Origin of the sequence: Olsenella uli, from assembly GCF_016899935.1 — a bacterium.
Taxonomy (GTDB): Bacteria; Actinomycetota; Coriobacteriia; order Coriobacteriales; family Atopobiaceae; genus Thermophilibacter; species Thermophilibacter uli_B.
In genome coordinates this window covers 79,290-104,105 of the sequence record NZ_JACJJK010000006.1, presented here as the reverse complement: position 1 = coordinate 104,105, position 24,816 = coordinate 79,290, and the positions used below count along the sequence as shown (strand labels likewise).

The 24,816-nt window shown below is 67.8% G+C and carries 21 protein-coding genes and 1 tRNA gene; 6 read left to right on the top strand and 16 right to left on the bottom strand.

What is annotated here, in order from left to right; genetic code table 11:
- Nucleotides 1-15 precede the first annotated feature (15 nt).
- Nucleotides 16-582 (bottom strand): hypothetical protein, encoded by a 567-nt coding sequence (locus H6A07_RS06950; protein ID WP_204814209.1) that lies wholly within the window; start codon nucleotides 580-582, stop codon nucleotides 16-18.
- A gap of 466 nt (nucleotides 583-1,048) precedes the next feature.
- Between H6A07_RS06950 and groES the strand changes: the two genes are divergently transcribed.
- On the top strand, nucleotides 1,049-1,339 hold the full coding sequence (groES, locus tag H6A07_RS06945) for a co-chaperone GroES (RefSeq protein ID WP_075278909.1): 291 nt from the start codon (nucleotides 1,049-1,051) through the stop codon (nucleotides 1,337-1,339).
- Between the two features lie 45 nt (nucleotides 1,340-1,384).
- Entirely contained in the window at nucleotides 1,385-3,022 is a 1,638-nt protein-coding gene (gene groL, locus H6A07_RS06940) for a chaperonin GroEL (RefSeq protein ID WP_204814208.1), read from the top strand.
- Nucleotides 3,023-3,353: 331 nt separating this feature from the next.
- On the opposite strand, the gene gltA is transcribed toward groL, so the two are convergent.
- Entirely contained in the window at nucleotides 3,354-4,754 is a 1,401-nt protein-coding gene (gltA, locus tag H6A07_RS06935) for an NADPH-dependent glutamate synthase (RefSeq protein ID WP_204814207.1), read from the bottom strand.
- Nucleotides 4,742-5,584: a sulfide/dihydroorotate dehydrogenase-like FAD/NAD-binding protein gene (locus H6A07_RS06930; protein ID WP_204814206.1), complete on the bottom strand. Its 843-nt coding sequence runs from the start codon at nucleotides 5,582-5,584 to the stop codon at nucleotides 4,742-4,744. Before H6A07_RS06930 ends, gltA begins: the two co-directional genes overlap by 13 nt.
- Nucleotides 5,585-5,829: 245 nt before the next feature.
- Here H6A07_RS06930 and H6A07_RS06925 point away from each other — a divergent pair, with 245 nt between their 5' ends.
- Nucleotides 5,830-6,552 (top strand): HepT-like ribonuclease domain-containing protein, encoded by a 723-nt coding sequence (locus tag H6A07_RS06925; RefSeq protein WP_204814205.1) that lies wholly within the window; start codon nucleotides 5,830-5,832, stop codon nucleotides 6,550-6,552.
- Nucleotides 6,553-6,568: 16 nt separating this feature from the next.
- On the opposite strand, the gene pth is transcribed toward H6A07_RS06925, so the two are convergent.
- The 8 genes from pth to galE all read right to left on the bottom strand — a co-directional run bounded on the left by pth (nucleotide 6,569) and on the right by galE (nucleotide 14,237).
- Nucleotides 6,569-7,144, bottom strand: coding sequence for an aminoacyl-tRNA hydrolase (gene pth / locus H6A07_RS06920; RefSeq protein ID WP_204814204.1), 576 nt, complete (start codon nucleotides 7,142-7,144; stop codon nucleotides 6,569-6,571).
- 98 nt (nucleotides 7,145-7,242) lie between these two features.
- Nucleotides 7,243-8,241, bottom strand: a complete 999-nt coding sequence (locus H6A07_RS06915) for a ribose-phosphate diphosphokinase (RefSeq protein ID WP_204814203.1) — start codon at nucleotides 8,239-8,241, stop codon at nucleotides 7,243-7,245.
- Complete coding sequence (gene glmU / locus H6A07_RS06910) at nucleotides 8,242-9,636, bottom strand: bifunctional UDP-N-acetylglucosamine diphosphorylase/glucosamine-1-phosphate N-acetyltransferase GlmU (protein WP_204814202.1); 1,395 nt, start codon at nucleotides 9,634-9,636, stop codon at nucleotides 8,242-8,244.
- Between the two features lie 59 nt (nucleotides 9,637-9,695).
- Nucleotides 9,696-9,770: transfer RNA gene (locus H6A07_RS06905), tRNA-Gln, on the bottom strand.
- A gap of 86 nt (nucleotides 9,771-9,856) precedes the next feature.
- Entirely contained in the window at nucleotides 9,857-11,137 is a 1,281-nt protein-coding gene (locus H6A07_RS06900) for an AlbA family DNA-binding domain-containing protein (RefSeq protein ID WP_204814201.1), read from the bottom strand.
- Between the two features lie 40 nt (nucleotides 11,138-11,177).
- Nucleotides 11,178-12,095, bottom strand: a complete 918-nt coding sequence (locus H6A07_RS06895; RefSeq protein ID WP_204814200.1) for a peptidoglycan-binding domain-containing protein — start codon at nucleotides 12,093-12,095, stop codon at nucleotides 11,178-11,180.
- 27 nt (nucleotides 12,096-12,122) lie between these two features.
- A complete protein-coding gene (locus H6A07_RS06890) occupies nucleotides 12,123-13,166 on the bottom strand; it encodes a polyprenyl synthetase family protein (protein WP_204814199.1) in 1,044 nt (347 codons plus the stop codon).
- Between the two features lie 15 nt (nucleotides 13,167-13,181).
- The gene (gene galE, locus H6A07_RS06885; RefSeq protein WP_204814198.1) at nucleotides 13,182-14,237 is read right to left on the bottom strand and encodes a UDP-glucose 4-epimerase GalE; all 1,056 of its coding nucleotides are present in this window, start codon (nucleotides 14,235-14,237) and stop codon (nucleotides 13,182-13,184) included.
- 113 nt (nucleotides 14,238-14,350) lie between these two features.
- On the opposite strand from galE, the gene H6A07_RS06880 reads away from it, so the two are divergent.
- Both H6A07_RS06880 and H6A07_RS06875 read left to right on the top strand, forming a co-directional pair.
- The gene (locus H6A07_RS06880; RefSeq protein ID WP_204814197.1) at nucleotides 14,351-14,884 is read left to right on the top strand and encodes a hypothetical protein; all 534 of its coding nucleotides are present in this window, start codon (nucleotides 14,351-14,353) and stop codon (nucleotides 14,882-14,884) included.
- 363 nt (nucleotides 14,885-15,247) lie between these two features.
- Nucleotides 15,248-16,426, top strand: a complete 1,179-nt coding sequence (locus H6A07_RS06875) for an NAD(P)-dependent malic enzyme (protein ID WP_204814196.1) — start codon at nucleotides 15,248-15,250, stop codon at nucleotides 16,424-16,426.
- An 80-nt stretch (nucleotides 16,427-16,506) separates the two neighbouring features.
- On the opposite strand, the gene H6A07_RS06870 is transcribed toward H6A07_RS06875, so the two are convergent.
- Both H6A07_RS06870 and H6A07_RS06865 read right to left on the bottom strand, forming a co-directional pair.
- Entirely contained in the window at nucleotides 16,507-17,541 is a 1,035-nt protein-coding gene (locus tag H6A07_RS06870) for a hypothetical protein (RefSeq protein WP_204814195.1), read from the bottom strand.
- Nucleotides 17,522-18,082, bottom strand: coding sequence for an RNA polymerase sigma factor (locus tag H6A07_RS06865; RefSeq protein WP_204814194.1), 561 nt, complete (start codon nucleotides 18,080-18,082; stop codon nucleotides 17,522-17,524). The genes H6A07_RS06870 and H6A07_RS06865 overlap by 20 nt, the downstream gene beginning before the upstream one ends.
- A gap of 87 nt (nucleotides 18,083-18,169) precedes the next feature.
- Between H6A07_RS06865 and H6A07_RS06860 the strand changes: the two genes are divergently transcribed.
- A complete protein-coding gene (locus H6A07_RS06860; protein WP_204814193.1) occupies nucleotides 18,170-18,343 on the top strand; it encodes a hypothetical protein in 174 nt (57 codons plus the stop codon).
- Nucleotides 18,344-18,481: 138 nt separating this feature from the next.
- On the opposite strand, the gene H6A07_RS06855 is transcribed toward H6A07_RS06860, so the two are convergent.
- The 3 genes from H6A07_RS06855 to H6A07_RS06845 all read right to left on the bottom strand — a co-directional run bounded on the left by H6A07_RS06855 (nucleotide 18,482) and on the right by H6A07_RS06845 (nucleotide 24,791).
- Nucleotides 18,482-19,744, bottom strand: a complete 1,263-nt coding sequence (locus H6A07_RS06855) for a serpin family protein (RefSeq protein WP_204814192.1) — start codon at nucleotides 19,742-19,744, stop codon at nucleotides 18,482-18,484.
- 210 nt (nucleotides 19,745-19,954) lie between these two features.
- Nucleotides 19,955-20,860 carry a DMT family transporter gene (locus tag H6A07_RS06850; RefSeq protein ID WP_204814251.1) on the bottom strand — a complete coding sequence of 302 codons (906 nt, stop codon included), beginning with the start codon at nucleotides 20,858-20,860 and terminating at the stop codon, nucleotides 19,955-19,957.
- A 184-nt stretch (nucleotides 20,861-21,044) separates the two neighbouring features.
- Entirely contained in the window at nucleotides 21,045-24,791 is a 3,747-nt protein-coding gene (locus H6A07_RS06845) for a phosphoribosylformylglycinamidine synthase (RefSeq protein WP_204814191.1), read from the bottom strand.
- Nucleotides 24,792-24,816: the final 25 nt, after the last annotated feature.

The window sequence follows — 24,816 nt, the reverse complement described above, 5'->3', positions numbered from 1 at the left end:
AAGACCGCGTCGCGGTTACCGCACGGTGAAGACGTACTCCACGTGGTTGCTGCCGGACCCAAAGGTCGTGCGCACGGCGTAGCGCCGGCCGGGCTCCACCTCAAAGGCGAGCCGGCCGTCCTTGTAGGTCGAGGGAACCTCGTCACCCAGCGAGTCAAAGTCGTTGAGCACGGGTCGGACCCGCCGGAAGAGGGGCGAGTCCTGGATCGATTCCGCGCCCAGCTCGTCCTCGTTCCAGCCGCGCACATAGGCGGTGATCGGTGTCTCGTCAAAGCACACGGTGACGGGGGTCGTGCCGCCCGCGTCCAGCTGCGCCAGCTCGCTCACGTCCCACTGCTGCGGGCCGACCTGCAGCAGCTGCGCCCCGTAGTCCTGGCCGTCCACGGTGTAGCTCCAGTCGTAGCTGCCAAAGGTGAGGGTGAGCTCGTCCTTGGAGCCAACGGCGCTGAGGTGCGCCTCGGGGACGTCCGCCTCCGGGACGGGCGGCGTCGCGCTCGGCAGCGTGACGCACGAGACGACCGTGACGACAAAGATGGCCACGATCGCCAGGATCGCAACGTTGCGAGATGTCGTGGGCTTCATGGCAGCTCGCCTCCCGCCTATAGGGTACCCGTCGGGCCTTGGAGGTGGCGCGCGCTCGGCGAGCGGCATCCATGGCGCGGGCGTGCGGGGGTTCACCTTTGCTACGGTTTTAGGCAGATTGATGCGGGAGGCCGAAGTACCGCCTAAATGTCACGCCGTCTGCCTGCGGTTTTGTGAGCGATGGCGCTTCGATACCCGAGGGTTCCGGATTAATCTGCCTAAAACGTGCCTTCTCGCTCTAGGCGCCGCTCGTCCGGGCACTTTTGTGAGCCTCGATTCTCGACGGTCCGTCCGGCCTGCTCGCCGTGCGCGCCGCCGCCGCAGAAAATCTAAGTGCGTGTTGGAAGATTTTTTCTATCTCAGTGGTATAAGTCCGCGCGGGTGGGTATCATTCTCAACGTTGGCTATGGCGGCGCGCATCGGCGCCGCAGACGTGCCCTCGGGCACAAGAAGGAGGTACTTGAACATGACTCTCAAGCCGCTTGGTGACCGCGTCCTCGTGAAGCCCGCTCCCAAGGAGGAGAAGACCTCCACGGGTCTCTACATCTCCAGTGGCGCCCAGGAGAAGCCGCAGCGTGGCCAGGTCGTGGCCGTCGGCGCCGGCAAGATGAACGACAAGGGCGAGCGCATCGCCATCGACGTGAAGGTCGGCGACGAGGTCTACTACGGCAAGTTCGGCGGCAACGAGGTCAAGATCGACGGCGAGGACTTCCTGCTGCTCCGCGCCGACGACATCTACGCCGTCATCGAGGACTAACGATCGCTCGCAGCGAGAAGAACCGCAAACTTGGAGGAACAAGAAATGGCTAAGGACATTCTTTTTGGCACCGACGCTCGCGCCAAGCTCGCCAAGGGCGTGAACACCCTTGCTGACGCCGTGACCACCACCATGGGCCCCAAGGGCCGCTACGTGGCGCTCCAGCGCTCCTACGGCGCCCCCACCATCACCAACGACGGTGTCTCCGTGGCCAAGGAGATCGAGCTCAAGGACCCGATCGAGAACATGGGCGCCCAGCTCGTGAAGGAGGTCGCCACCAAGACCAACGACGCCGTGGGTGACGGCACCACCACCGCCACGCTGCTGGCCCAGGTCATCGTCAACGAGGGCCTGCGCAACGTGGCCGCCGGCGCCAACCCCATCGCCATCCGTCGTGGCGTCGACAAGGCCGTGAACGCCGTCGTCGAGGAGATGCGCAAGAACGCGCAGGAGGTCTCCACCAAGAAGCAGATCGCTTCCGTCGGCACCATCTCCGCCTCCGACCCCGAGATCGGCGCCAAGATCTCCGACGCCATGGAGGTCGTGGGCAAGGACGGCGTCATCACCGTCGAGGAGTCCCAGACCTTCGGCATCGACATCGACACCGTCGAGGGCATGCAGTTCGACAAGGGCTACATCTCCCCGTACTTCTCGACCAACAACGAGACGATGACGGCCGAGCTCGACTCCCCGTACATTCTCATGACCGACCAGAAGGTCTCCAACATCCAGGACATCCTGCCGATTCTGGAGGCCGTCCAGAAGCAGGGCGCGCCGCTGCTGATCATCGCCGAGGACGTTGACGGCGAGGCCCTGGCCACGCTGATCCTCAACAAGCTCCGCGGCGTCCTCAACGTCTGCGCCGTCAAGGCCCCGGGCTACGGCGACCGCCGCAAGCGCATGCTCGAGGACATCGCCATCCTGACCGGCGGCCAGGTGGCCATGAAGGAGCTCGGCGTCCAGCTCACCGACGTCACCGCCGAGATGCTCGGCCGCGCCAAGTCCGTCAAGATCACCAAGGACGACACCACCATCGTCGGCGGCGCCGGCTCCAAGCAGGCCATCGACGAGCGCATCGCCCAGATCAAGGCCGAGTACGACGTGACCACCTCCGACTTCGACAAGGAGAAGCTGCAGGAGCGCCTGGCCAAGCTGGCCGGCGGCGTGGCCGTCATCAAGGTCGGCGCTGCCACCGAGGTCGAGCTCAAGGAGATCAAGCACCGCATCGAGGACGCCCTGCAGGCGACCCGCGCGGCCGTCGAGGAGGGCATCGTCGCCGGCGGCGGCGTGGCGTTCCTCGAGGCCTCCAAGGTGCTCGACGGCGTCGAGACCGTTGACTCGGATGAGAAGATCGGCGTGGAGATCGTCCGCAAGGCGCTCGAGGCGCCCGTGAAGACCATCGCCAACAACGCCGGCTTCGAGGGCTCCGTCGTGGCCGAGAAGATCAAGACGCTCCCGGCCGGCCAGGGCCTCGACTCTGCCACCGGCGAGTACGGCGACATGATCGAGATGGGCGTGCTCGACCCGGTCAAGGTCTGCCGCGTCACGCTGCAGAACGCCGCCTCCGTGGCGTCGCTGATCCTCATCACCGAGGCCACCGTCTCCGACGAGCCCAAGAACACCACCATCGAGGAGGCCATCTCTGCGGCGGCGGCCCAGGGCGGCCAGGGCGGCATGTACTAAAGGCTCGCGCCTGAACTGACCTGACTCGGGGAGCCCCCGGGTGTTCCTTCGAGAAGTGCGCTGCGCGGAACTTCTCTCCGGAACACCCGGGGGCTCTTCTCGTTTAGTTCAGGCGCGAAGGTCCTCTACCTTGAGGGGTTTGGGTTGTTGGGCATCGAGTAATGCGCACGGTTTGTTTTCATGTCGTATGTCTGCAGGTGAGATTAACGCGCACTGCAAACGATGCGCGTTAATTCTGGCGAGAAGAACGTCGCGCTGTAAGAGAAGGCCCTCCCGGTTTCTGGAAACCGGGAGGGCCGAACCGTGCGGTCGGGCGTTCTTCTCGCCCGTGTTACCCGACGAGCGCCTTGGTGATGCTCGCCGCCGCGGTCTTGCCGGCGCCCATGGCCAGGATGACCGTGGCCGCTCCGGTGACGATGTCGCCGCCGGCCCAGATGCGCGGGTCGGACGTGCGGCCGTCCTCGTCGGCGATGATGTAGCCCCACTTGTTGAGCTTGATGTCGCCGATCATCTTGGCGAACGGGTTGGCGTTGGTGCCGATGGCGGAGATGGCCACGTCGCAGGGGATCTCCTCGATGGCGCCCTCGATGGGCACCGGGCGACGGCGCCCGGAGGCGTCGGGCTCGCCGAGCTCCATCTTCTGCACGCGCACGGCACAGACGGCGCCGTCCTCGCCCTTCACGAACTCGAGCGGCGCCACGAGCGGCATGACCTCGACGCCCTCGGCCTTGGCGTGGTGCAGCTCCGCGCGACGGGCGGGCATCTCGGCCTCGGTGCGGCGGTAGGCAATGATCGCGCGCTCGGCGCCGAGGCGCTTGGCGGTGCGCACCGCGTCCATGGCAACGTTGCCGCCGCCAAAGACCACGACGTTCTTGCCGTGCTTGGTGGGCGTGTCGTACTCGGGGAACTTGTTCGCCTTCATGAGGTTCACGCGCGTGAGGTACTCGTTGGCAAAGAAGACGTTGGGGAGGTTCTCGCCCGGGACGTTGAGGAACTTGGGCAGGCCCGCGCCCGTGGCGATGTAGATGGCGTCGTAGCCCTCTGCGAAGAGCTCCTCGGCGTCCGTGATGCGGCCCACGACGGAGTTGTACTCAAACTTGACGCCCATCTCCTCCAGGCCGTCGATCTCGCGCTTGACGACGGCCTTGGGTAGACGGAACTCGGGGATGCCGTAGACGAGCACGCCGCCGCCGGTGAAGAAGGCCTCGAAGACGGTGACGTCAAAGCCGTTGCGGGCCAGCTCGCCGGCGCAGGTGATGCCGGAGGGGCCGGAGCCCACCACGGCGACCTTCTTGCCGTTCTTGGGCGCCATCTTGGGCTGGGAGGCGAGCTCGGGCTGGTCGCCGAGGAAGCGCTCCAGCTGGCCGATGGCCACCGGCTCGCCCTTCTTGCCGCGGATGCACTTGCCCTCGCACTGGTTCTCCTGCGGGCACACGCGGCCGCAGATGGCGGGCAGCATCGAGTCCTCGCGGATGATGTCCAGCGCCTCGCCGAACTTCTCCTCGCGGATCTTCTCGATGAACTTGGGGATGTTGATGTTGACGGGGCAGCCCTCGACGCAGAACGGCTTCTTGCAGTCCATGCAGCGCTCGGCCTCGGCAAGCGCCATCTCCTTGGTGAAGCCCTTGTCAACGGGGCGGAAGTCGCACGCGCGCTCGGCGGCCGGCTCCTCGTTGTCCGGGGTGCGCGGGGACTTCATGTCCGGAACAAAGCGACCGTTTACCTGTGGCATGCGCAGTTCGCCTCCTCGTAGGCCTTGAGGGACTGGCCCTCCTCGGTGAGATACGCGGCCTGACGCGCGCGAAGGTCGTTCCAGTCGACCTTGGTGGCGTCGAAGTCGGGGCCGTCGACGCAGGCGAACTTCGTCTGGCCGTCGACCTCGACGCGGCAGCAGCCGCACATGCCGGTGCCGTCGACCATGATCGGGTTGAGCGACGCGGTGATCGGCGTGTTGTACTTCTCGGCCGTGAGGGCGGAGAACTTCATCATCGGCACGGGGCCGACGCAGAAGACCTGGGAGACGGCCTTCTCCTGCAGCAGGCGCTCGAGCGGCGCGGTGACCACGCCCTTCTCGCCGTAGGAGCCGTCGTCGGTGGTGATGTGGATGTGGTCGGCCGGCAGGAGCTCGCGGAACTGCTCCTCAAGCAGCAGCAGGTCCTTGGTGCGCGCGCCCATGATGGCGTGGACCTCGTGGCCGGTCTCCACCAGGTGCTTGGCAACGGGGTAGGCGATGGCCAGGCCCACGCCGCCGCCGATGACCGCGCAGGGGCCCTCGTCCATCTCGGTGGGCATGCCCAGCGGGCCGGTGACGTCCTTGATGGAGTCGCCCTCGTTGTAGGTGGACAGCATCTCCGTGGTCTTGCCGATCACCATGAAGATGAACTCGACCCAGCCCTCGTCGGCGTTCCAGCCCGCGAGCGTGAACGGGACGCGCTCGCCCGTCTCGTTGGCGCGCACCATCAGGAACTGGCCGGCGTGAGCGTGCTTGGCCATCCGGGGCGCCTCGATGCGGAACTTGAACACCTTCTCCGAGAACTGCGTCTTTTCGAGGATCTTGTACATTAACCGCACTCCTCTCCTGCATTCCCTCGTTGTGGGGCCGCGCGGCCCCTCCAACAAGCCATTGTAGCCTAGCGCTGGCGCATTCCGGCGCGGGCGGCCGAGAAGAGCGGCGGGCGGCGAGGCGTGTTCGCCGCGTGCGCCGCAGCGGCCGAGAAGTGCGGTCTTCTCGGCGACGGCGCTACCAAGAATCCCGAGTAGCGCGCTCTTCTCGCCGTGCGCTAGTCGGGATTCTTGTCCGGACGACCATGAATCCGGGTTTACGCGCGCCTCAGGAGCCATTTGGGTACGCGCTACTCGGGATTCTTGGCAAAGGTGACCGGGCGCGGGCAGAGAGAAAGACGTGCCATGCCGAAGCGGCGGCGCGCATTCTCCCGCGCTTTGATGTGACCCGTGCCTACGTCTTTGGGTCTCAAGCGCGCGGCGATGCCACCGACGAGAGCGATCTTGACCTGCGCATCGAGCGGGGCGCCAGTCTCGATTTTGGCGACCTGGATGAGATACGGGAGGAGTTCTCCCGTCAGTGCGGCGCCAGCGTAGACGTTGTGCGCGCGCGCGCGACAAGGACTTTGACGCCGACTTTCTTGCGCAGATCGAGCGGGAGCAGGTGCTCGTCTATGCTCGATAAGGACCAGCGACGCATCGACCGGATAGTGAAGAACGGCGAACGCCTGGCTGCCCGCATCTCGTTTACCGCTACGACGCGCGATTCGTTCATCAACGATGATTCCGAAGCCGTCCTGCTGGCCTATGACGCCATCATGATACTGGTGCTTCAGATTGTTGAAGATGCCGGAATGCTATCCGATGATCTCAAGGAGGCCCTCCCCGACCAGCCTTGGAGAAACATCAAAGGATTTCGCAACCTGCTTGCACATGTCTATTACCAAGCCGACAAGGAGATGGCTTGGGACATCGTGAGCAGGGACATTCCGGCCCTGTGCGAGGAGCTGGCCAAACGAAAGCCCTAGACCTGCCGCGCGGCCCCTATGCCAGCGTCTGCTCCACGAGGTCGGCGGCGCGCTCGACGGTGAGCTCGAAGTCCTCGAGGAAGGAGCCCTTGAGCTCGCGCAGCACGTAGTCGGCCACGGCCATGCGTCCGGGCGGACGGCCGATGCCAAACTGCACGCGCGCGAAGTCGCGGCTGCCGAGCTTGTCGGCGACGGAGCGCAGGCCGTTGTGCGCGTTGAGACCGCCGCCTAGCTTGAGCTTGACCTCGCCTGCGGCCAGGTCGACCTCGTCGTGGACCACCAGGATCTCGGCGGGCCTCACGTGGTGGGCGCGCGCCAGCTTGGAGAGCGGCCCGCCCGAGGTGTTCATGTAGCTCATCGGCTTGGCGAGAAGGACCTCGCGCCTCTCGCCGTCCTTGTCAGACACCGTGATGGAGGCCACCTGCGCGCCGGCCTCGGACTTCCAGTAGCGCACGCCCCGGCGCGCGGCCACGGCGTCGATCGTGGCGAAGCCGGCGTTGTGCCGGGTGCGGGCGTACTCGGCGTCCGGGTTGCCGAGGCCGCAGACAATCTTGATGGCGGTGGGTTTTGCTGCGGGTTTCTGGGCGGGCATGCTGCTCCTCATGGGATGCGGGGCCGCCCGAAGGCGACCCCGCCAAACATCAAACGTTTCTGTTAATTGGGGACTGTCCCCAATTAACACCTTTTCCATCAGATCTCGGCGCCGCGACCCCCGAAGATCTCGGAGACGGACTGGCGCATGTAGACGCTGTGGATGGCCTCGGCAAGCTCGTTGGCCACGGAGATGGCGCGAATCTTGGAGCCGGGCTTGTTGGCGGCCTCGCAGGGGATGATGTCGGTGACGACGCACTCCTCGAGCGGCGCGTCCTCGAGGCGCTCGATGGCGGGGCCGGAGAAGATGCCGTGGGTCGCGGAGACGTAGATGTCGCCGGCGCCCATCTCCTTGAGCTTGCGGACGGTGCCGCAGAGGGTCCCGGCGGTGTCGATCATGTCGTCGTTGACGATGCAGGTCTTGCCCTCGATGTTGCCGATGATGCCCATGACCTCGGACGCGTTGTGCTTGGGGCGGCTCTTGTGGGCGATGGCGAACTCGCAGCCCAGGTAGTCGGAGAGGCGCTTGGCGACCTTGGCGCGGCCCATGTCGGGGGAGACCACAACGGTGTTGTCCCAGTCGAAGTCCTTGGCGCGGAAGTAGTCGCCGATCAGGTACAGGGCCGTGAGGTGCGTCACGGGGATGTCGAAGAAGCCCTGGATCTGGCCCTGGTGCAGGTCGATGGTGATGACCTGGTCGACGCCGGCCGCCTCGAGGATGTTGGCCACGAGGCGCGCGGTGATCGGCTCGCGCGCGGACGCCTTGCGGTCCTGGCGGGCGTAGCAGTAGTGGGGGAGCACGGCGGTGAACTTGGAGACGGAGGCGCGCTTGGCCGCGTCGGCCACGACGAGGGTCTCCATCAGCAGGTCGTTCACGTTGACGCCGGAGAGCGACTGGATGAAGAAGACGTCGTCGCCGCGGACGGACTCGTCGAAGCGGGCGTAGATCTCGCCGTTGGCGAACTTCTCGATCTTGAGGCCCTGGAGCTCGAGGTGCAGGATGTCCGCGACCTTCTCGGCCAGAGCGGGGTTGCCCGTACCGGTGTAGAGCTTGATTTCCTTCTTCAGCGGCATGGGCTCGCTCAGGTTCTCGTACATCTAGGCCTCATCTCTCTTGAGTCTCTCGAGCCGCCGCGAGGCGTACCCCTCAACAATGCGCTCCTGGCTGCGCTCGAGGTAGAGCGCGTCGGCGGGGACGTCCTTGGTGACGCAGGAGCTCGCGCCCACGAGCGCGCCGTCGCCGATCGTGACGGGTGCGACCATCATGGTGTCGGAGCCCACGAAGACGTTGTCGCCGATGACGGTGCGGTTCTTGTGCACGCCGTCGTAGTTGCAGGTGATGGAGCCGCCGCCGATGTTGACGCCCGCGCCCATCGTACAGTCGCCGATGTAGGAGAGGTGCGGCACCTTGGAGCCCTCGCCGATCGTGGAGTTCTTGATCTCCACGTGCGTGCCCACGTGCGCGCCGGCCAGCACGTGCGCGCCGCCGCGCAGGTACGCGCGCGGGCCGCAGGTGACGTCACGCTCGATGGTGACGTCCGTGCCCACGGTCTCCTCCAGGGAGACGTGGTCGGCTACGGTGCAGTTCGTGAGGCGCGTGTTGGGGCCGAGCACGCACTCCTCGCCCACGGTCGTTGCGCCCCAGAGCATGGTCATGGGGAGCAGGACGGTGTCGCGCCCGACGGTGACGTCGGGGCCCACCCAGGTGGTCGCGGGGTCGAGCATCGTGACGCCCTCGGCCATGAGGCGGGCGTTGATGCGGTCGCGCGCGATGGCGGAGAGCTCGGCGAGCTGGGCGCGGCTGTTGACGCCGAGCAGCTCGTCGGCGTCGTCGGTGGAGACGGCGGCAACCTTGTGGTCGTGGCCGCGCAGGACGGAGACCATGTCCGTGAGGTAGTACTCGTGCTGGACGTTCTCCGTGGAGAGCTCGCCGATGTGGGCGGCGAGAAGCGCGGCGTCGAAGGCGTAGAAGCCGGGGTTGCAGGCGGTGAGGGACGCCGCCTGCTCGGGCGTGCAGTCCTTCTGCTCGATGATGCGCGTGACGGAGCCCTCGGCGTCGAACTCCAGGCGGCCGTAGCCGGTGGGGTCCTCGGGCGTCCAGGTGAGAATCGCCGCCGCAGCCTCGCCCGCCTCGACGGGGGCGATCAGGCGGCGCAGGGTCTCCGGCTCCACGAGCGGGCCGTCGCCGTTGAGGACGAGCAGCGGGCCCTCGGAGACGCCCGCGCCCTCGAGCGCCACGCGCACGGCGTGGCCGGTGCCCAGGCGCTCCGTCTGCTCGACGCACTCGACGTCCTTCTCGTTTGCAAGATGTGCCCGCACCTCGTCGGCGCCATGCCCCACGACCACGACGATGCGCTCGGCCCCGGCCTCGCGCGCGGCGCGCGTGACCCAGGAGACGAGCGGTCGATCGAGGAGCTTGTGCATAACCTTGGGGTGACGGGACTTCATGCGCGTTCCCTCGCCGGCGGCGAGGACGATCGCGGTCATGGGCATAGGTAGCCTCCAAGCGACGCGTGAGTCCCTTACACAAACATGATAACGCGAGGCAGCGGTGGCAGGGGTAGTAGGATTCGAACCCACATTGATGGCACCAAAAACCACTGTCCTAACCATTGGACGATACCCCTGTGCCGCCGGGGCCATTGTAGCAGGAAGGGGCGCGCGGGCGGTACCGGGGGCCGAGGCGCGCCAGGAACGGCGAGAAGAACGCGCGTCACTCGGGATTCGTGGCAGCGCGTCGCGGCTCGCCCGCGGTGCTGAGCAGCGCGTCCACGAGCGCGGCGTCCTGGGGGTCGGGGGAGCCGAGCGGCAGGCCGCACGCCTCGAAGAAGTGGCTCCCCGCGAACTGCCGCGCGCGGAACGAGTCGTGCGCGCCGTCGTCGAGGTAGCGCACGCGGCTGCGGCAGTCCGTGGTCCCGCACGAGAGCACGCCCTTCTCGGCAATGTAGTCCTGGTAGACGGGGGAGTCGCTCCACAGGATGATGCCGGCCATGTTCTCCAGCTCGTAGGCCACGGCGTAGCCCTGCCAGGCGATCCTGCGCGCGCGGACGTAGCGGTCGAGCAGCGAGGCCATGCGCGAGACGCGGCGCATCGTGGCTCGCGCGTCGATGAGGTGGCCCTCCTCGGGCGAGAAGAGCCCGAGGCTCCGCATGCGCGTCACGGCCCGGCCGCGCTCTCCCTCGTCGAGAAGGACGGCGGGGACGGTGAGCTTCATCGACTCGTCGGGAAGGAGCTCGATCGCGGAGTGGACGTCGCGCGGGCCGGCGGGCAGGGCCGTGCGGAGGATGAGGGAGTCGTGGGCGTGGCTCACGTGGCAGGTGACGCCCTGCTGGGCGAACGCGGCGCGCATGGCCCCCACGTGGACGGCGACCTCCTCGCGAGAGGGGACGCCCTCGGGGCGCGCCATCCGGTAGAGGTAGAGGTCAAAGAGCGGCAGCGGCTGACCGTCGGGGCCCGTGGCGGGATAGAAGACGGTCCTGTTGCAGAACTCCGCGATCTCGCGTCGCCGGCCGGTCGCCTTCCCGTAGAGCTCCACGAGGGCCGCCCCCGTGGCGGGGCCGGACGTGGAGCCCTCGCGGATCTCAACCACGCCGTCGGCGATGTAGGGCGGAAACCCGCCCTCGTCTACGCGCACGATGACGACGCCGCGCGCCTCGTCGGCGGGGTCGGGCAGGAAGCGCACGTCAAAGGGCGGAGCGGGCGAGACATGGCGGCGGCAGAGCTCGCCGATGATCTGGCCGAAGTCCGCGTCGCGCCGCGCGACGGGGCAGACGGCGTGCTCCTCGTCGGAGATGCCGATCACGAGCCAGCCGCCGCGCGAGTTGGCGAACGAGGCGATGATCTTGGGTATCTTGCGCTGGACGGATGAGGTGTAGTCGCGCTTGAACTCGAGCACGAAGCCCTCGTCGAGGTCGGCGAGCTGGGAGAGGTCGTCCCACGCCACCTCGGCCAGGGCCTTGGGCGTGCCGTCTGCGTCTCGGAACGGGCTGAACATGGGCCCTCCCGTCTGTCGCCGGGGCTCCCCGGCGACCCGCTTACAGGTCGAGGTGGTCGAAGGCGGCGCAGATGGCGTCGAGCAGGAGCACGGCGAAGGTCTGCGCGTCGCTCATGGTGAAGGCGGCGGAGCCGACGGGCAGCTCGATGCGGATGGCGCGCGGCGTGGTGCCGGAGCTCTGGATCGCCGTGCGCAGGCGCAGGGGCAGCGTGTCGACGTCGTCGAGGGAGAGGTTGCCCACGCCGGCGGCCACGTTGTCCGGGAGCGGCTCGGTCGAGAGGACGATGAGGACGCGGGTGTCGTCGCCGGCGTCAGCGGGGGCGTCGACGAGCTCGAGCGCGCAGTCGTCGACGGTGGCGTGGGCGAGGTTCCAGATGCGCCCGGCCACGTTGCGCGAGATCGGGTCGTCGGCGGTGATGGCGATGCCGGCCGCCTCGAGCACGCTCGCGGCCCGGGCGAAGCCCATCGCGCCCTGGGGGTGCGGTCCGTCGGCGGGCTTGCCGGCCCAGACGTGGCGCAGGCGCTCGATCGCGTCGAAGGTGTCCTGGAACGCCATGCCGTCGGCGAGCGCGCCGATGCTCTCCTGGAAGAGCTTGACGGCCGCCTCGGTGTGGACGCCGTAGACGCCGTCGACCGGACCGCAGGAGAACCCGAGCACGTTGAGCCGCTCCTGGAGCTGGCGCACGTCGTTGCCATGGAAGTTGGGAAGGCGCAGGTAGAGCGTCCTGTCGCCGAGCTGGTAGCACTCGTCGACGAGGACCGACCACGTCGGCGCGTCCACGGCGTCGCCGAGCGAGAGGCCGTGGTCCAGACGGAAGCGCGCGACCGCCGTGGCCGTGGAGCGGCCGAAGGCGCGACCCTCGCGCTCCGTCGCGTCGATCTCGTAGCCGAGCGACGCCAGGCGCTCCTGTATGTCCTCGACGGCTACGCCCGTAGCCCCTTCGCGTATCGTTTCCATCGTCTCTCCTGACCGTGGCCCGCGCGCCTAGCTGGCGCGCTCCACGAAGAAGTCTGCCATAGAGCACAGCAGGTCGCGAGCCTCAACCGTGATGCGACCCTCCTGTGCGAGGGCCCGGGCGGCGCCCGTCGCCTCGTCCGTGTGACGCCGCGCCAGCTCGCGGCAGCGATCGAGGCCGCCGCCGCGCCCGATCAGCTCGACCGCCCGCTCGAGGTCGCGCGCGTCGGTGACGTGCGCGTCGAGAAGCCCGACGAGCTCGTCACGCTCCTCGGGTCCGAGATGCGCGAGCGCCCAGACCACCGCGAGCGTGCGCTTGCCCTCGGTGACGTCCGAGCGGAAGTCCTTGCCCTGCGCCTCGGCGTCGCCCGTGAGGTTGAGCAGGTCGTCCTGGATCTGGAAGGCGAGCCCGGCGGGGATGCCGACCCGCACGAGGTCCTCCGCCGCCTCGCGCGCGGCCCCGGCGGCGAGCGCGCCCAGGACGAGCGGGCTCGCGACGGTGTACCACGCGGTCTTGCTGCGAACCATGTAGGCGTAGTCGTCGGGCGTCACGTCCCAGCGGCCGTCGCGGACCCAGCCGAGGTCGAGCGCCTGCCCCTCGAGCGTGTGGCGCTCCATGCGGGCGACCTCCGAGAGGACGAGCGCCTTGCGGTCGGCGTCGAGCCGACCGTCCTCGAGAATCACCTCAAAGACGCGGGTGAGCGCGAGGTCGCCGGCGTTTATCGCCAGGCCGGTGCCCTCGGTGCGGTACAGGCACGGCTCGCCGCGCCGCAGCTCGCCCTCGTCGGCGATGTCGTCGTGGACGAGGGCCGCGCTCTGGAAGAGCTCGACGGCCACCGCGCACGAGAGCGCGTCCTCGGGCGCGCCGCCCACGGCCTCGGCGCCGAGCAGCGCGAGCACGGGGCGCACGCGCTTGCCGCCGCTCGCGGTGAAGCGCGTCAGCGGGTCGTAGAGGTAGCGCGCGAGGTCGCCCGCGACGCCCTCCGACGTGAGGGGCGCGCCTGCGGAGTCCGCGAGCGCCCGCTCGACGAGGGGGAGCCGCCGTGCGAGGTAGTCGACGAAGAGGCCTGCCATGTTCTTCTCGTCCGCCTATCCCTCGTAGCCGTTGGGGTTCTTGGACTGCCAGTTCCAGGAGTCGCGGCACATGTCCTCGATGTCGAACTTGGCCTCCCAGCCCATCTCCTCGCGCGCCTTGGTGCAGTCGGCGTAGTTGGCCGTGACGTCGCCGGCGCGGCGCGGCTCGATGACGTAGGGGATCTCGTGGCCGCACGCCTTGGAGAAGGCCTCGATGATCTGCAGGACCGAGGTTCCCTTGCCGGTGCCCAGGTTGAAGACCTCCACGCCGGTGCGGCCGTTCATCCAGCCGAGCGCGGCCACGTGGCCCGTCGCGAGGTCGACCACGTGGATGTAGTCGCGCACGCCCGTGCCGTCGGGGGTGTCGTAGTCGTTGCCAAAGACGTGGACGGCGTCGCGCTTGCCGATGGCGGTCTGCGCGACGTAGGGCACGAGGTTGTTGGGGATGCCCTTGGGGTCCTCGCCCATGAGGCCCGAGGGGTGCGCGCCGATGGGGTTGAAGTAGCGCAGCAGCACGACGTTCCACTCCGGGTCGGCCGTGTGGAGGTCGGTGAGGATCTGCTCGATCATCCACTTGGTCCAGCCGTAGGGGTTGGTGGCCGGCTTCTTGGGGCTCTCCTCGGTGAGCGGCAGGGAGTCCGGGTCGCCGTAGACGGTGGCCGAGCTGGAGAAGATGATGGACTTGCAGCCGTGCTCGCGCATGACGTCCACCAGCGTGAGCGTGTTGCCGATGTTGTTGGAGTAGTACTCGATGGGCTTGGTGACGGACTCGCCCACGGCCTTGAAGCCGGCGAAGTGGATCACGCGGTCGGGGCGGTGGGCGTCAAAGATCTTGGTGAGCGCGGCGCGGTCGTTGACGTCGGCCTCGTAGAAGGTCATGCGCGCGGCGGCCTCGTCACCCACGATGGTGCGGATGCGGTCGAGCACCTTGGCGGAGGCGTTGGAGAGGTCGTCCACGATGACAGCCTGGTAGCCGGCCTGGAGCAGCTCCACGACGGTGTGGCTGCCGATGAAGCCGGCGCCGCCGGTCACGAGCACGCAGGTGTCCTGAGGCGCGATCTTCTCACTCATGATGGGTCCCTTCCCCGTGACGAGCGTTCCGCTCCGATATCCGCATCTTTTAGTATACGTCGGAGACGGGCGGGATGCCTCGGGCTCCCGGCAATCGGCGAGGGGCGGGTGAGATGGACGAGAGCGAGATGCGGTCGCGGCTGCTGACGGCGCTGTGCGCCCGCGGGCTTCTCGCCGACGACGGCGTCACGACCGTCTACGGGCGCCCCGCGCTGCGCGAGGTGGCGGCGGGCCACGAGCCGCAGGCGCTGCTCGACGCGACGCCGCTCCAGCGCCGCCTGGTGGAGTGCGCGCACGGGACGGCGCCGATGGGCGAGGGCCTGTGTGCCGCGTGGGTCGAGCGCGCGTTTTCCCGGCTGGGCATGGGGTACGTGAGCGGGGACGCGCGCGAGCTCCACGAGGGCTTCTGCCACCTCACCGACACGCGAGACCTGCTCGTGGGGATGATCGTCGCCGTGGGGCGGCACCCGTACGGGGCGGATGGCTGGGACCACGGTCACGTGGGGCTCTACGTGGGGGATGGCGCCGTCATGGACTGCGCGGGTGGGCGCGTGCGACGGGTGCCCCTCGTGGCGTGGCTCTCCGCGTACGGCGTGGCGGACGAGCCGCGCTGGGGCTGGCTCGGCGCCGTCGACCTGGCGGCGTAGCGGCCGGCGGGTCCGACGTTCTTCTCGGCTCCGCCCCACCTGCCCTGCCCGGCCCCGCCCTGCCCCGCCCCCCAGCCTTGTCTGGGCAAAGACTCTTAACCAACAGGTTCTTCTCGGCTTATCTGGGTCGCCACTAGCTGGGAAAACGTAAAACAGCCCGCCTATCTGGGTCGATATGATTCAACTTCTTTGCCCAGACAAGCACCGGGGCCCAGGCGGGACGCGACGAGAAGAACGTCAGGTGCGCCGAGAAGAACGTCGGCTCGCCACGGCGAATTCTTGCGCGCCGCCGGGTCCGGCAAGACTACACTGGTAACCGGTGTGAAAACGCCGGCAGGGCCGGCCCGCGAGATAGGAGCATCCATGGCCGAGGACGCCAAGCAGTACGCGCTGGACAAGCACCGCGAGTGGAAGGGCAAGATCGAGGTGATCACCCGCGCGCCGATCACCACGCCCGAGGAGCTGGCCGTGGCCTACACGCCGGGCGTCGCCGAGCCGTGCCTCAAGATCTCCGAGAACGTGGAGGACTCCTACACTTACACCCGCCGCGGCAACCTCGTGGCCGTGGTCACGGACGGCACCGCGGTGCTGGGCCTCGGCGACATCGGCCCCGAGGCGGGCATGCCCGTCATGGAGGGCAAGTGCGCCCTGTTCAAGACCTTCGCCGACGTGGACGCGTTCCCCCTGTGCGTGCGCTCCAAGGACGTGGACGAGATCGTGCGCACCGTCGAGCTCGTCGCCGGCAGCTTCGGCGGCATCAACCTGGAGGACATCTCCGCGCCGCGCTGCTTTGAGATCGAGCGCCGCCTCAAGGAGTCCTGCGACATCCCCGTCTTCCACGACGACCAGCACGGCACGGCGGTCGTGACCTGCGCCGCGCTCATCAACGCGTGCCGCCTCACCGGGCGTGAGCTCGCAGACGTGCGCGTGGTCTTCTCCGGCGCCGGCGCCGCGGGCATCTCCATCGCCAAGCTCATGCAGCGCATGGGCGTCGACGACGTCATCATCTGCGACCGCACGGGCGCCATCTACGAGGGCCGCGAGGGCCTCAACCCTGAGAAGGCCGAGATCGCCACGTGGACCAACCGCGAGGGCGTCACCGGCACGCTCGCCGACGCCGTGCGCGGCGCCGACGTCTTCGTGGGCGTGTCCGCCCCTGGCGTGCTCACCCAGGACATGGTCCGCACGATGGCCGCCGACCCGATTGTTTTCGCCTGCGCCAACCCCGTGCCGGAGATCATGCCGGACGAGGCGCTGGCCGCAGGGGCCGCCGTGGCCGCCACGGGCCGCTCCGACTTCCCCAACCAGATCAACAACGTGCTCGCGTTCCCGGGCATCTTCCGCGGCGCCCTCGACGTGCGCGCGTCCGACATCAACGACGACATGATGGAGGCCGCGGCCTACGCGATCGCCGGCCTCGTCGACGACGAGCACCGCGCCGCCGACTACATCATTCCCGGCGCCTTCGACGAGCGCGTGGCGCCCGCCGTCGCCGCCGCCGTGGCCGAGGCCGCCCGCAAGTCCGGCGTCGCCCGCCTCTAGACGTTACGAAGGGACAGTCCCTTCGTAACATGTGCCGCCCCGACGCTCCTTCGCGAGAAGGACGTCGGGGCGACCTCGTTTTACCCTGCCGTCTCCGTGATCAGGTAGAGGCTCGGCGGGTTCTGCGTGAGCTCGGTGCGGCGGGCATCGTCGCCGGCGAGGTAGGCCTCCCAGTCCTCTTCGAGGTAGTCGGCGTAGATCTGCGTGTAGTCCTCGCGCGGGGAGAACGAGTAGTGCTTGGTCTGCTCGCTGCCGTCGTTGAACGTTGCCGTCATCACGAGCGTGGTCTTGGCGAGCTCCTCGGCAAAGAGCTCGGCGACGCGCACGCCCACCTGGTTCCTCAGCTCCGTATTGCGCTGCTGCTCCTCGTCCGTCTCGATGATGGTCTCGCTTCCCTCCGAGCGCTTGGCAACGGTCTCGCTGATCTCCTGCATCTCAAGGAAGACGGGAACGAGGTCGTCCGGGACAGGAATGTTGGCGTAGACGGCGTAGTAGGCAAGGCGCCCGGTGAGAAGGGCCTGGAGACTCTGAGTGTCCTGGCTGTCGTAGTCAACGGTGAAGTTGGCTACGGGACCGCTGCCCTCGTAGTCGGACTGGAAGATCCAGATCCCGGGCTTGAAGTAGACGTCCACGCTGGGGCCAACGCTGTCGCCCTCGAGCTGGTACGTGAGGGTGTCCACGTTGTCGCCCGTGCACGAGAGGTTGAGCTCGGTGTGCACCATGAGCAGGTCGTCTCCGTCGCTCTCTGGGTCCACGCCGCCGGCCCAGCTGATGTGCCCGCCAAACGTCTCGCCGAGCGCTAGGCGCGAGCCGTCAGGCTCCTCGGTGCCCTCGGCGTAGGCGGTGAGCGCGAACCAGTTGCCCCTCTTGCCGGCAGCGTGGTTCACCAGGGCGTTCGCGCCGAGAAACGCCACGACGCCGCCGGCCGCCACGGCCCCCACGCGCACGAAGGTCCGCCGCGTGACGACCCGCCGCTCGCGGCGAGGCCTGCGCGGCCCGCGGGCGCGCTCGCCCCTATCGACCCTGATCTCGTCCAGCACGGACTCGCGCACGTCCTCGGGCAGCGTGACCTTGCGCGCTCGCGTGCGGAACTGCTCAAGCGTGTGCCTGTCCATAGTTCTCCTCCTTTGCGGTGCTCGCGGGGGGCTCGAGCATCTCTCTCATCTGCTTGCGCGCCCGGTGCAGGCGCGTGCGCACCGTCGCCGGCGGGCTGCCCACGATGCGGGCGATCTCCTCGGTGGTGTACTCCTCCACGTAGTGAAGCAGCGCTACCACGCGGAGCTTTTCCGGCAGGGCCTGGAGCGCCTGCCAGACCGGGTTGGCGCGCAGTTCAAGGAGGGCAGCGTCCTCTGCGGGCGCGTCTGGTGCTGGCAGCTGGGCAAGCTCGTCCGCGCTCTCCACCCGGCGCCGCCACGGCGCGCGCCAGAGCTCGCGGCATCGGTTGACGGTCACGCGCAGAAGCCAGGCGCGCAGGTGCTCGTCGCTGGTGAACGCCGTGCCGTCCGTGAGCAGGCGGCAGAAGACGTCCTGGGCCACGTCCTGGGCGTCGGCCTCGGAGCGCGTCTGCGCGAGGGCCACGAGGTAGACCGAGCTGCCGTGCGCGGCCATCGCGTGCCGCATGAACCTCTCGGTGCGTTGGATCCTTTTGTCGGTCATGCCCTCACCTCCTTGCCCCTTACATGCGCCGGCGTCGCATAATGTTCCCCGGAAGCATGGGTCATTTTGCATTGTGGCGGAGGGTCGATGGACGAGCGGGAGTTCAGGGCGTGCGGACGCAAGAAGCGCTACGACACGCGCGTGGACGCCAAGAAGGCGGCCGAGAAGAGCTCGCGCCGCAAGGACGCACCCAAGATCTTCGTCTACGAGTGTCCGTACTGCGGCGGTTGGCACCTCACGCACCGACGGCCGGGTCGCTGAGTCAAAGGTTGGGTACTTTTTCGTAGGGCCTCAAAGTACGACCGCGTTGGTGCCATTTTTCTACCTGCGAAAACTCATGGCTCAATTGCTTCGATACTCAGGGTGTGTCTAAAAAAGTACCCAACCTTCGCGATGGGGCTATTCGACGCTCATGATGGTGCCGATGAATACCGGCGTCATCGTGGCGTAATCAACGATGAGGTAGACAAAGGGGCGGTCGAGGATGACCTCCTTGACCTCGGGTGGCTCGCCGGGTGCCGACGCGCCGGCCTCCACCTCAACGACCGTTGCCGCTGCGGCGCTCGTGCCCTCCTCATTGACGTCAATGAACGTCTTGTGCAGCACGGCGCTTGCGTAGAGCGGGCCGTTGTCGGAGCTGCCCATGCGCGTGAGGTCGGCGCGCTCCTGGTCAAAGACGTCCGTCACGCCAAGAGAGGCAAGCTCCCCCGAGAGCTCGTTGTCGTAGGTGACGCTGAACTGAGGAAGCCCCACGTCCACGACGGTGTTGTCGCGCGGCTCGAGCAGCGCTTGGAGGCTGGTGCCATCGAGGCTCGCGAGCAGCTCGCTCATCGTGACGCCCTCGTTGGGCAGAAGGCCAACAAAGCCGTACTCATAGCCTTCGTACGGGCGCACGAAGCCGGTCGCCAACTCGTTCTCAAGATAGGAGTGCTCCGTCGAGAGCATCATGTCGACGGTCTGCGTGGTCCCGTCCTCGCAGGTAAAGGTGTCTGACACAACGAGCGCAGCATCGTAGGGATCCTGCCACGGCGCCTCGAGCGCAAGGGCGTTCACAAGGTAGAGCTGTGCCTCGTCGGGAATGTCCCCGACGATGCTCGGAATCATCTCGTGGGTGTGGTCGCTCACCCAGCCGTTGATGTCATCTGCCGTGGTCTCGTCAAAGGGAGCGGCGTACGCCTGTGCGCCGAGGCTTGCGGCGCAGGCGTCAAGGTAGTTGTCGCTCACGTACAGTTCCTCAGAGTCGCGAAGCCAGATCGAGTTGGCGAGCGAGAGCTGGGAATCGTCGCCTGCGGCGCGCAGCGCGCGGGCCTGAAGCGTCTCGGTGAGCGCGTCCGCGCTCATGCCCGTGGCAGTCTCTATCTGGGCAAGCGTCTCGCCCGAGGCGCCGTTCTCGACCATCGAGAGCGCATAGAGCACAGAGAGCGGCGAGACGAGCGTGTTCTCGCTCGGCTCCTCCTCGGCACAGGCGCGCAGCAGGTCAAGCGAGAAGTCGTAGATGGCTGGATCGGCGGGCGCAAGCTCGAGCGATCCCTGCTCGGCAAGCGTTCGGCCGGAGGTGAGCTCCGCGGCGGTGGTTTGTACCCCTTGACGGCAGGCCGTCAATGCAAGCGCAAGGAGCGGAACAAGGGCGAGAGCAACGAACGAGCGGCGTTTGTGGCACATGACCCCTCCTCCCGGACGACCTTGTGCACTAGTTTCTCACCGCGCGCGGCACAGCGGACTGCCTTTCGGCGAGCGTCCCCTGACTTGTCTGTAGTTTTTTCTGGCATGGGAGAGTACAGACGAGAAATCGGTCGGAAAAAGCGCAGGTAGCAGCTTCGCACGTCTTGTCTGTACTTCGAGCTGGCGCAAAAAAGTACAGACAAGTTGGATCTACGCTCGTTCCGGTCGATTCACGATGACGATGCCCGCGCTCACAAGCACCAGAGCCGCCACCGCGACAAGCGGGCTCACCACGTTGGTCTCGCCGAGCAGCACGGCTGAGAGCAGGACGCCAAAGACCGGGTTCATGAAGCCAAAGACCGCCACGCGCGAGACGGGGTTCACGGCAAGCGTCGCGGACCAGAGCGAATAGGCAGCAGCAGAAATAAACCCCAGGTAGGCGAGAAGAACGAGCGCTGGCAGGGGATGCGCAAGATCGGCCGGTGCCACGCGACCGCCCGCCGCAAGACCCACAGCAAGCATGACCAGCCCGCCGAAGAAGAACTGCCAGCCAGAGAGCAGAACTGGGTCGTGATCGCGCGAGAAGAGCTTTGCCAGGTTGCTCGACGCAGCGGCGGCAACAGTGGAGAGCAGCACCATGCCCTCGCCGGCAAGCGAGAACGAGAGCCCTCCCGACTCGCCTGTCACGTTGACGAGCACGACGCCCGCAAAGCCAATGAGGCAGCCCAGCACCTTGCGCCCCGTGAGCCGCTCGAAGCGAAACACGAGCGCCGCAATGAGCACGCACAGAAACGAGTTGCTCGCCTCAAGGATGGAGCTCGTGACGCCTGCGCAGTTCGCAAGCCCCACATAGAAGAAGACGTACTGCACGATTGTCTGCGCCAGCGAGAGCGCGCCAATCGCGGGCAGGTCGCGACGCTCGGGCACGTACGCGCGACGTGTGGCGAGGCTCATGCCCACCGCCACCATCGCCCCTGCGATCGTGAACCGCAGCCCCGCAAACGCCAGGATCGAGGGCACGTCCGTCGCATCAATTCCAAAAAGCTCGTAGCCGATCTTCACGCACGGAAACGCCGACCCCCACAAAAAGCAGGCAGCCAAGCACGCCAACACCATCCCCGGCGTCGTGGCGAGAAAGGACACACTTTTCTTTTCAGCAATCACGTCCAGACCCTCCGGCGGCGGCTGTAGCTGTGCGAATAACGTGTCAGCAGCAGGCCGCCCCGACTTTCTAAGCAGGAATCTTCCGCGAAGCGCAGTTCCTGCGTGAAAGTCGGGGCGGCCGTCCTTACAGGTGAGCTTACTCGGTGAAGTACGCAACCCCGCCTTCGATGAGCGGCTGGTACGCGTTGCCCGGCACGTTCTTGTAGAGCCCGGCGCCGGAGCGCTCGGTGTGGCCCATCTTGCCGAGGACGCGGCCGTCCGGCGAGGTGATGCCCTCGATGGCAAGAACGGAGCCGTTGGGGTTCACGTCGAGCGACATGCCCGGAATACCGCTCTCGTCCACGTACTGCGTGGCCACCTGGCCGGCGGCCACGAGTGCGCGCACCACCTGGTCGTCCGCCACGAAGCGCCCCTCGCCGTGGGAGATCGCGATGTTGTGGACGTCGCCGACCGCGCACTTGGAGAGCCAGGGGCTGAGGTTGCTCGCCACGCGCGTGCGCACGAGGCGGCTCTGGTGGCGGCCGATGGTGTTGAACGTCAGCGTGGGTGCGTCGGGCGTGGCCTCAACGATGTCGCCGTAGGGCACGAGGCCCAGCTTGATCAGCGCCTGGAAGCCGTTGCAGATGCCCAGCATGAGGCCGTCGCGGGCATGCAGCAGGTCGCGCACCGCCTCGGTGACCTCGGGCGCGCGGAAGAACGCGGTGATGAACTTGGCCGAGCCCTCGGGCTCGTCTCCGCCGGAGAAGCCGCCGGGGATCATGACGATCTGCGACTCGCGGATGCGGCGCGCCAGCTCGTGGGTGCTCTCGGCCACGGCCTCGGGCGTGAGGTTGTTGATCACGAAGACGTCCGCCTCGGCGCCGGCGCGCTCGAAGGCGTGCGCGGTGTCGTACTCGCAGTTGGTGCCCGGGAACACGGGGATGATGACGCGCGGGCGCGCCACGCGGACGGCCGGCGCCGGGCGAGAAACCCCTGCGCTCGCGACGTCGAACGAGAGCGCCTCGACCTTCTCGCCCTCCGCGCGGTACGGGAAGACGGACTCCAGCGCGCCCTCCCAGGCGTCCTGCAGCTCGGCAAGGTCCAGGCGCTCGTCGCCCGCGACGAGCTCGTAGACCTCGGTCGTCGTGCCGAAGTACGACGCCGTGACGCCTGCGGGCACCTCGGGCTGCTCCGCCTCGTCGGAGAGCTCCACGAGGAAGCTGCCGTAGGACGGGCAGAAGAGGGCGTCAGCGCCGAAGGCCGGGGCGACCTCGATGCCCAGGCGGTTGCCGACGCACATCTTGAACGCGGCCTCTGCGGCTCCGCCGTAGCCCAGCGTGGAGACGGCGAGGGCGTCGCCACGACCGACCAGCTCCTCGACCAGACGATAGGTGGCGAGAAGCGCCTCGGTATCGGGCGTGAGCCCGTCATCGGCGTAGTCGGGCACGAGCACGACGACGCGGTGGCCGGCCTCCTTGAACTCGGGCGAGGTCACGCGGTCCACCTGTCCGAGGCCCGTGGCAAAGGAGACCAGCGTGGGCGGCACGTCGAGGTCCTCGAAGCTGCCGGACATGGAGTCCTTGCCGCCGATCGAGGCGATGCCCAGGTCAACCTGAGCCATGAGGGCGCCGAGAAGCGCTGCGGTGGGCTTGCCCCAGCGGCTGGGCACGTCGCGCAGGCGCTCGAAGTACTCCTGGAACGTGAGGTAGAGGTCCTCGTGCTCAAAGCCGGCCGCCACCATGCGGCTCACGGACTCCACGACGGAGAGGTAGGCGCCGGTGTAGCAGTTGGCGCTCATCAGGTAGGGGTTGAAGCCCCAGGCCATGCCGGAGCACGTGGTGGTCTCGCCGTCCACGGGGAGCTTGGCGACCATGGCCATGGGCGGCGTGAGCTGCGCACGCCCGCCGAACGGCATGAGCACGGTGGCCGCGCCGATCGTGGAGTCAAAGCGCTCGGAGAGGCCCTTGTTGGAGGCCACGTTGAGGTCGGTCACGAGGGAGCGCATCTTCTCGGCGAGGGTGTCGCCCGCCCAGGTGCGCTCGTAGTCCGTCGGGGCCTCCACGCGCACGGAGGTGGACTTGGGTGCGCCGTTGGAGCTCAGGAACGCGCGGCTCACGTCCACGATGGTCTTGCCGCGCCAGCTCATGCGCAGGCGGGGCTCCTCGGTGACGGTGGCCACGACTGTGGCCTCGAGGTTCTCCTCGTGGGCGTAGCGCATGAACTCGTCGACGTCCTCGGGCGCCAGGGCCACGGCCATGCGCTCCTGGGACTCGGAAATCGCGAGCTCGGTGCCGTCGAGGCCTTCGTACTTCTTGGGCACGAGGTCGAGGTCGATGTCCAGGCCGTCGGCCAGCTCGCCGATCGCCACGGAGACGCCGCCCGCGCCAAAGTCGTTGCAGCGCTTGATGAGGCGGCACGCGTCCTCACGGCGGAAGAGGCGCTGGAGCTTGCGCTCGATCGGCGGGTTGCCCTTCTGGACCTCCGCGCCGTCCTTCTCGAGGGACTCGACGTTGTGGGCCTTGGAGGAGCCGGTGGCGCCGCCGATGCCGTCGCGGCCGGTGCGCCCGCCGAGAAGCACGATCTTGTCGCCCGGCGCCGGGCACTCGCGGCGCACGTGGGAGGCCGGCGTGGCGCCCACGACGGCGCCGATCTCCATGCGCTTGGCCACATAGCCGGGGTGGTAGAGCTCGCTCACCTGCCCCGTGGCCAGACCGATCTGGTTGCCGTAGCTGGAGTAGCCGGCCGCGGCGGTGGTCACGAGCTTGCGCTGCGGGAGCTTGCCGGGCATGGTCTCGGACACGGGGACCGTGGGGTCGGCCGCGCCGGTCACGCGCATGGCCTGGTAGACGTAGCTGCGGCCGGAGAGCGGGTCGCGGATGGCGCCGCCGATGCAGGTGGCAGCGCCGCCGAAGGGCTCGATCTCGGTCGGGTGGTTGTGGGTCTCGTTCTTGAAGAGGAAGAGCCAGTCCTGGTCCTCGCCGTCCACGTCCACGGTGACCTTGACGGTGCAGGCGTTGATCTCCTCGGATTCGTCGAGGCCCTTGAGCTGCCCGGTGTGCTTGAGGTACTTGGCGCCGATGGTGCCCATGTCCATGAGGGTGACGGGGCGGTCGTCGCGGCCGAGCTCGCGACGCATGGCCAGGTAGCGGTCAAAGGCGGCGGCCACGACCTTGTCGTCGAACTGCAGGTGCTCGAGGGCGGTGCCGAAGGTGGTGTGGCGGCAGTGGTCGGACCAGTAGGTGTCGATCATGCGGATCTCGGTGATCGTGGGCACGCGCTCCTCGCCCGCGAAGTACTGCTGGCAGAAGGTGATGTCCGCGAGGTCCATGGCCAGGCCCAGGCGGTCGATCATGGCCTGGAGCTCCTTCTGGTCGAGCTCGAGGAAGCCGTCCAGCACCTCGACGTCGGCCGGCTCGGGGTAGCTCTGGCGCAGCGTGGCGCGCTCCTCGAGGCTCGCCTCGCGCGCCTCGACGGGGTTGATCACGTAGTGCTTGATGGCGGCCAGCGCCTCGTCGGTGCAGGCGCCCTCGATCACGTAGACCTTGGCGCAGCGCACGGTGGGGCGCTCGCCCTGGGAGACGAGCTGCACGCACTCGGCGGCGGAGTCGGCGCGCTGGTCGAACTGGCCGGGCAGTGCCTCCACGGCGAAGACGCGCACGTCGGCGGCGTCCGGGTCGGCGGGGAGCTCTCGCGAGGTGGCGTCGACCTGCGGCTCGCTGAAGACGATGGGGACGCAGCGCTCGAAGAGCTCGTCGCTCGTGCCCTCCACGTCGTAGCGGTTGACGATGCGCAGCCGCGCGTCGGGGTCCAGCCCCTCGGTGACGACGTTGGCGAGCTCGGCTCTGAGCTGCTGCGCCTCCACGTCAAAGCCCGGCTTCTTCTCCACGTAGATGCGAGAGACCATGCGCTGCTACCTCCGGTGTGTGCAC

Bases quoted from the DNA above. Each gene is read 5' to 3' on its own strand.
- H6A07_RS06950 (WP_204814209.1), bottom strand. From the start codon at position 582: ATGAAGCCCACGACATCTCGCAACGTTGCGATCCTGGCGATCGTGGCC.
- groES (WP_075278909.1), top strand. From the start codon at position 1,049: ATGACTCTCAAGCCGCTTGGTGACCGCGTCCTCGTGAAGCCCGCTCCC.
- groL (WP_204814208.1), top strand. From the start codon at position 1,385: ATGGCTAAGGACATTCTTTTTGGCACCGACGCTCGCGCCAAGCTCGCC.
- gltA (WP_204814207.1), bottom strand. From the start codon at position 4,754: ATGCCACAGGTAAACGGTCGCTTTGTTCCGGACATGAAGTCCCCGCGC.
- H6A07_RS06930 (WP_204814206.1), bottom strand. From the start codon at position 5,584: ATGTACAAGATCCTCGAAAAGACGCAGTTCTCGGAGAAGGTGTTCAAG.
- H6A07_RS06925 (WP_204814205.1), top strand. From the start codon at position 5,830: ATGAATCCGGGTTTACGCGCGCCTCAGGAGCCATTTGGGTACGCGCTA.
- pth (WP_204814204.1), bottom strand. From the start codon at position 7,144: ATGCCCGCCCAGAAACCCGCAGCAAAACCCACCGCCATCAAGATTGTC.
- H6A07_RS06915 (WP_204814203.1), bottom strand. From the start codon at position 8,241: ATGTACGAGAACCTGAGCGAGCCCATGCCGCTGAAGAAGGAAATCAAG.
- glmU (WP_204814202.1), bottom strand. From the start codon at position 9,636: ATGCCCATGACCGCGATCGTCCTCGCCGCCGGCGAGGGAACGCGCATG.
- H6A07_RS06900 (WP_204814201.1), bottom strand. From the start codon at position 11,137: ATGTTCAGCCCGTTCCGAGACGCAGACGGCACGCCCAAGGCCCTGGCC.
- H6A07_RS06895 (WP_204814200.1), bottom strand. From the start codon at position 12,095: ATGGAAACGATACGCGAAGGGGCTACGGGCGTAGCCGTCGAGGACATA.
- H6A07_RS06890 (WP_204814199.1), bottom strand. From the start codon at position 13,166: ATGGCAGGCCTCTTCGTCGACTACCTCGCACGGCGGCTCCCCCTCGTC.
- galE (WP_204814198.1), bottom strand. From the start codon at position 14,237: ATGAGTGAGAAGATCGCGCCTCAGGACACCTGCGTGCTCGTGACCGGC.
- H6A07_RS06880 (WP_204814197.1), top strand. From the start codon at position 14,351: ATGGACGAGAGCGAGATGCGGTCGCGGCTGCTGACGGCGCTGTGCGCC.
- H6A07_RS06875 (WP_204814196.1), top strand. From the start codon at position 15,248: ATGGCCGAGGACGCCAAGCAGTACGCGCTGGACAAGCACCGCGAGTGG.
- H6A07_RS06870 (WP_204814195.1), bottom strand. From the start codon at position 17,541: ATGGACAGGCACACGCTTGAGCAGTTCCGCACGCGAGCGCGCAAGGTC.
- H6A07_RS06865 (WP_204814194.1), bottom strand. From the start codon at position 18,082: ATGACCGACAAAAGGATCCAACGCACCGAGAGGTTCATGCGGCACGCG.
- H6A07_RS06860 (WP_204814193.1), top strand. From the start codon at position 18,170: ATGGACGAGCGGGAGTTCAGGGCGTGCGGACGCAAGAAGCGCTACGAC.
- H6A07_RS06855 (WP_204814192.1), bottom strand. From the start codon at position 19,744: ATGTGCCACAAACGCCGCTCGTTCGTTGCTCTCGCCCTTGTTCCGCTC.
- H6A07_RS06850 (WP_204814251.1), bottom strand. From the start codon at position 20,860: ATGGTGTTGGCGTGCTTGGCTGCCTGCTTTTTGTGGGGGTCGGCGTTT.
- H6A07_RS06845 (WP_204814191.1), bottom strand. From the start codon at position 24,791: ATGGTCTCTCGCATCTACGTGGAGAAGAAGCCGGGCTTTGACGTGGAG.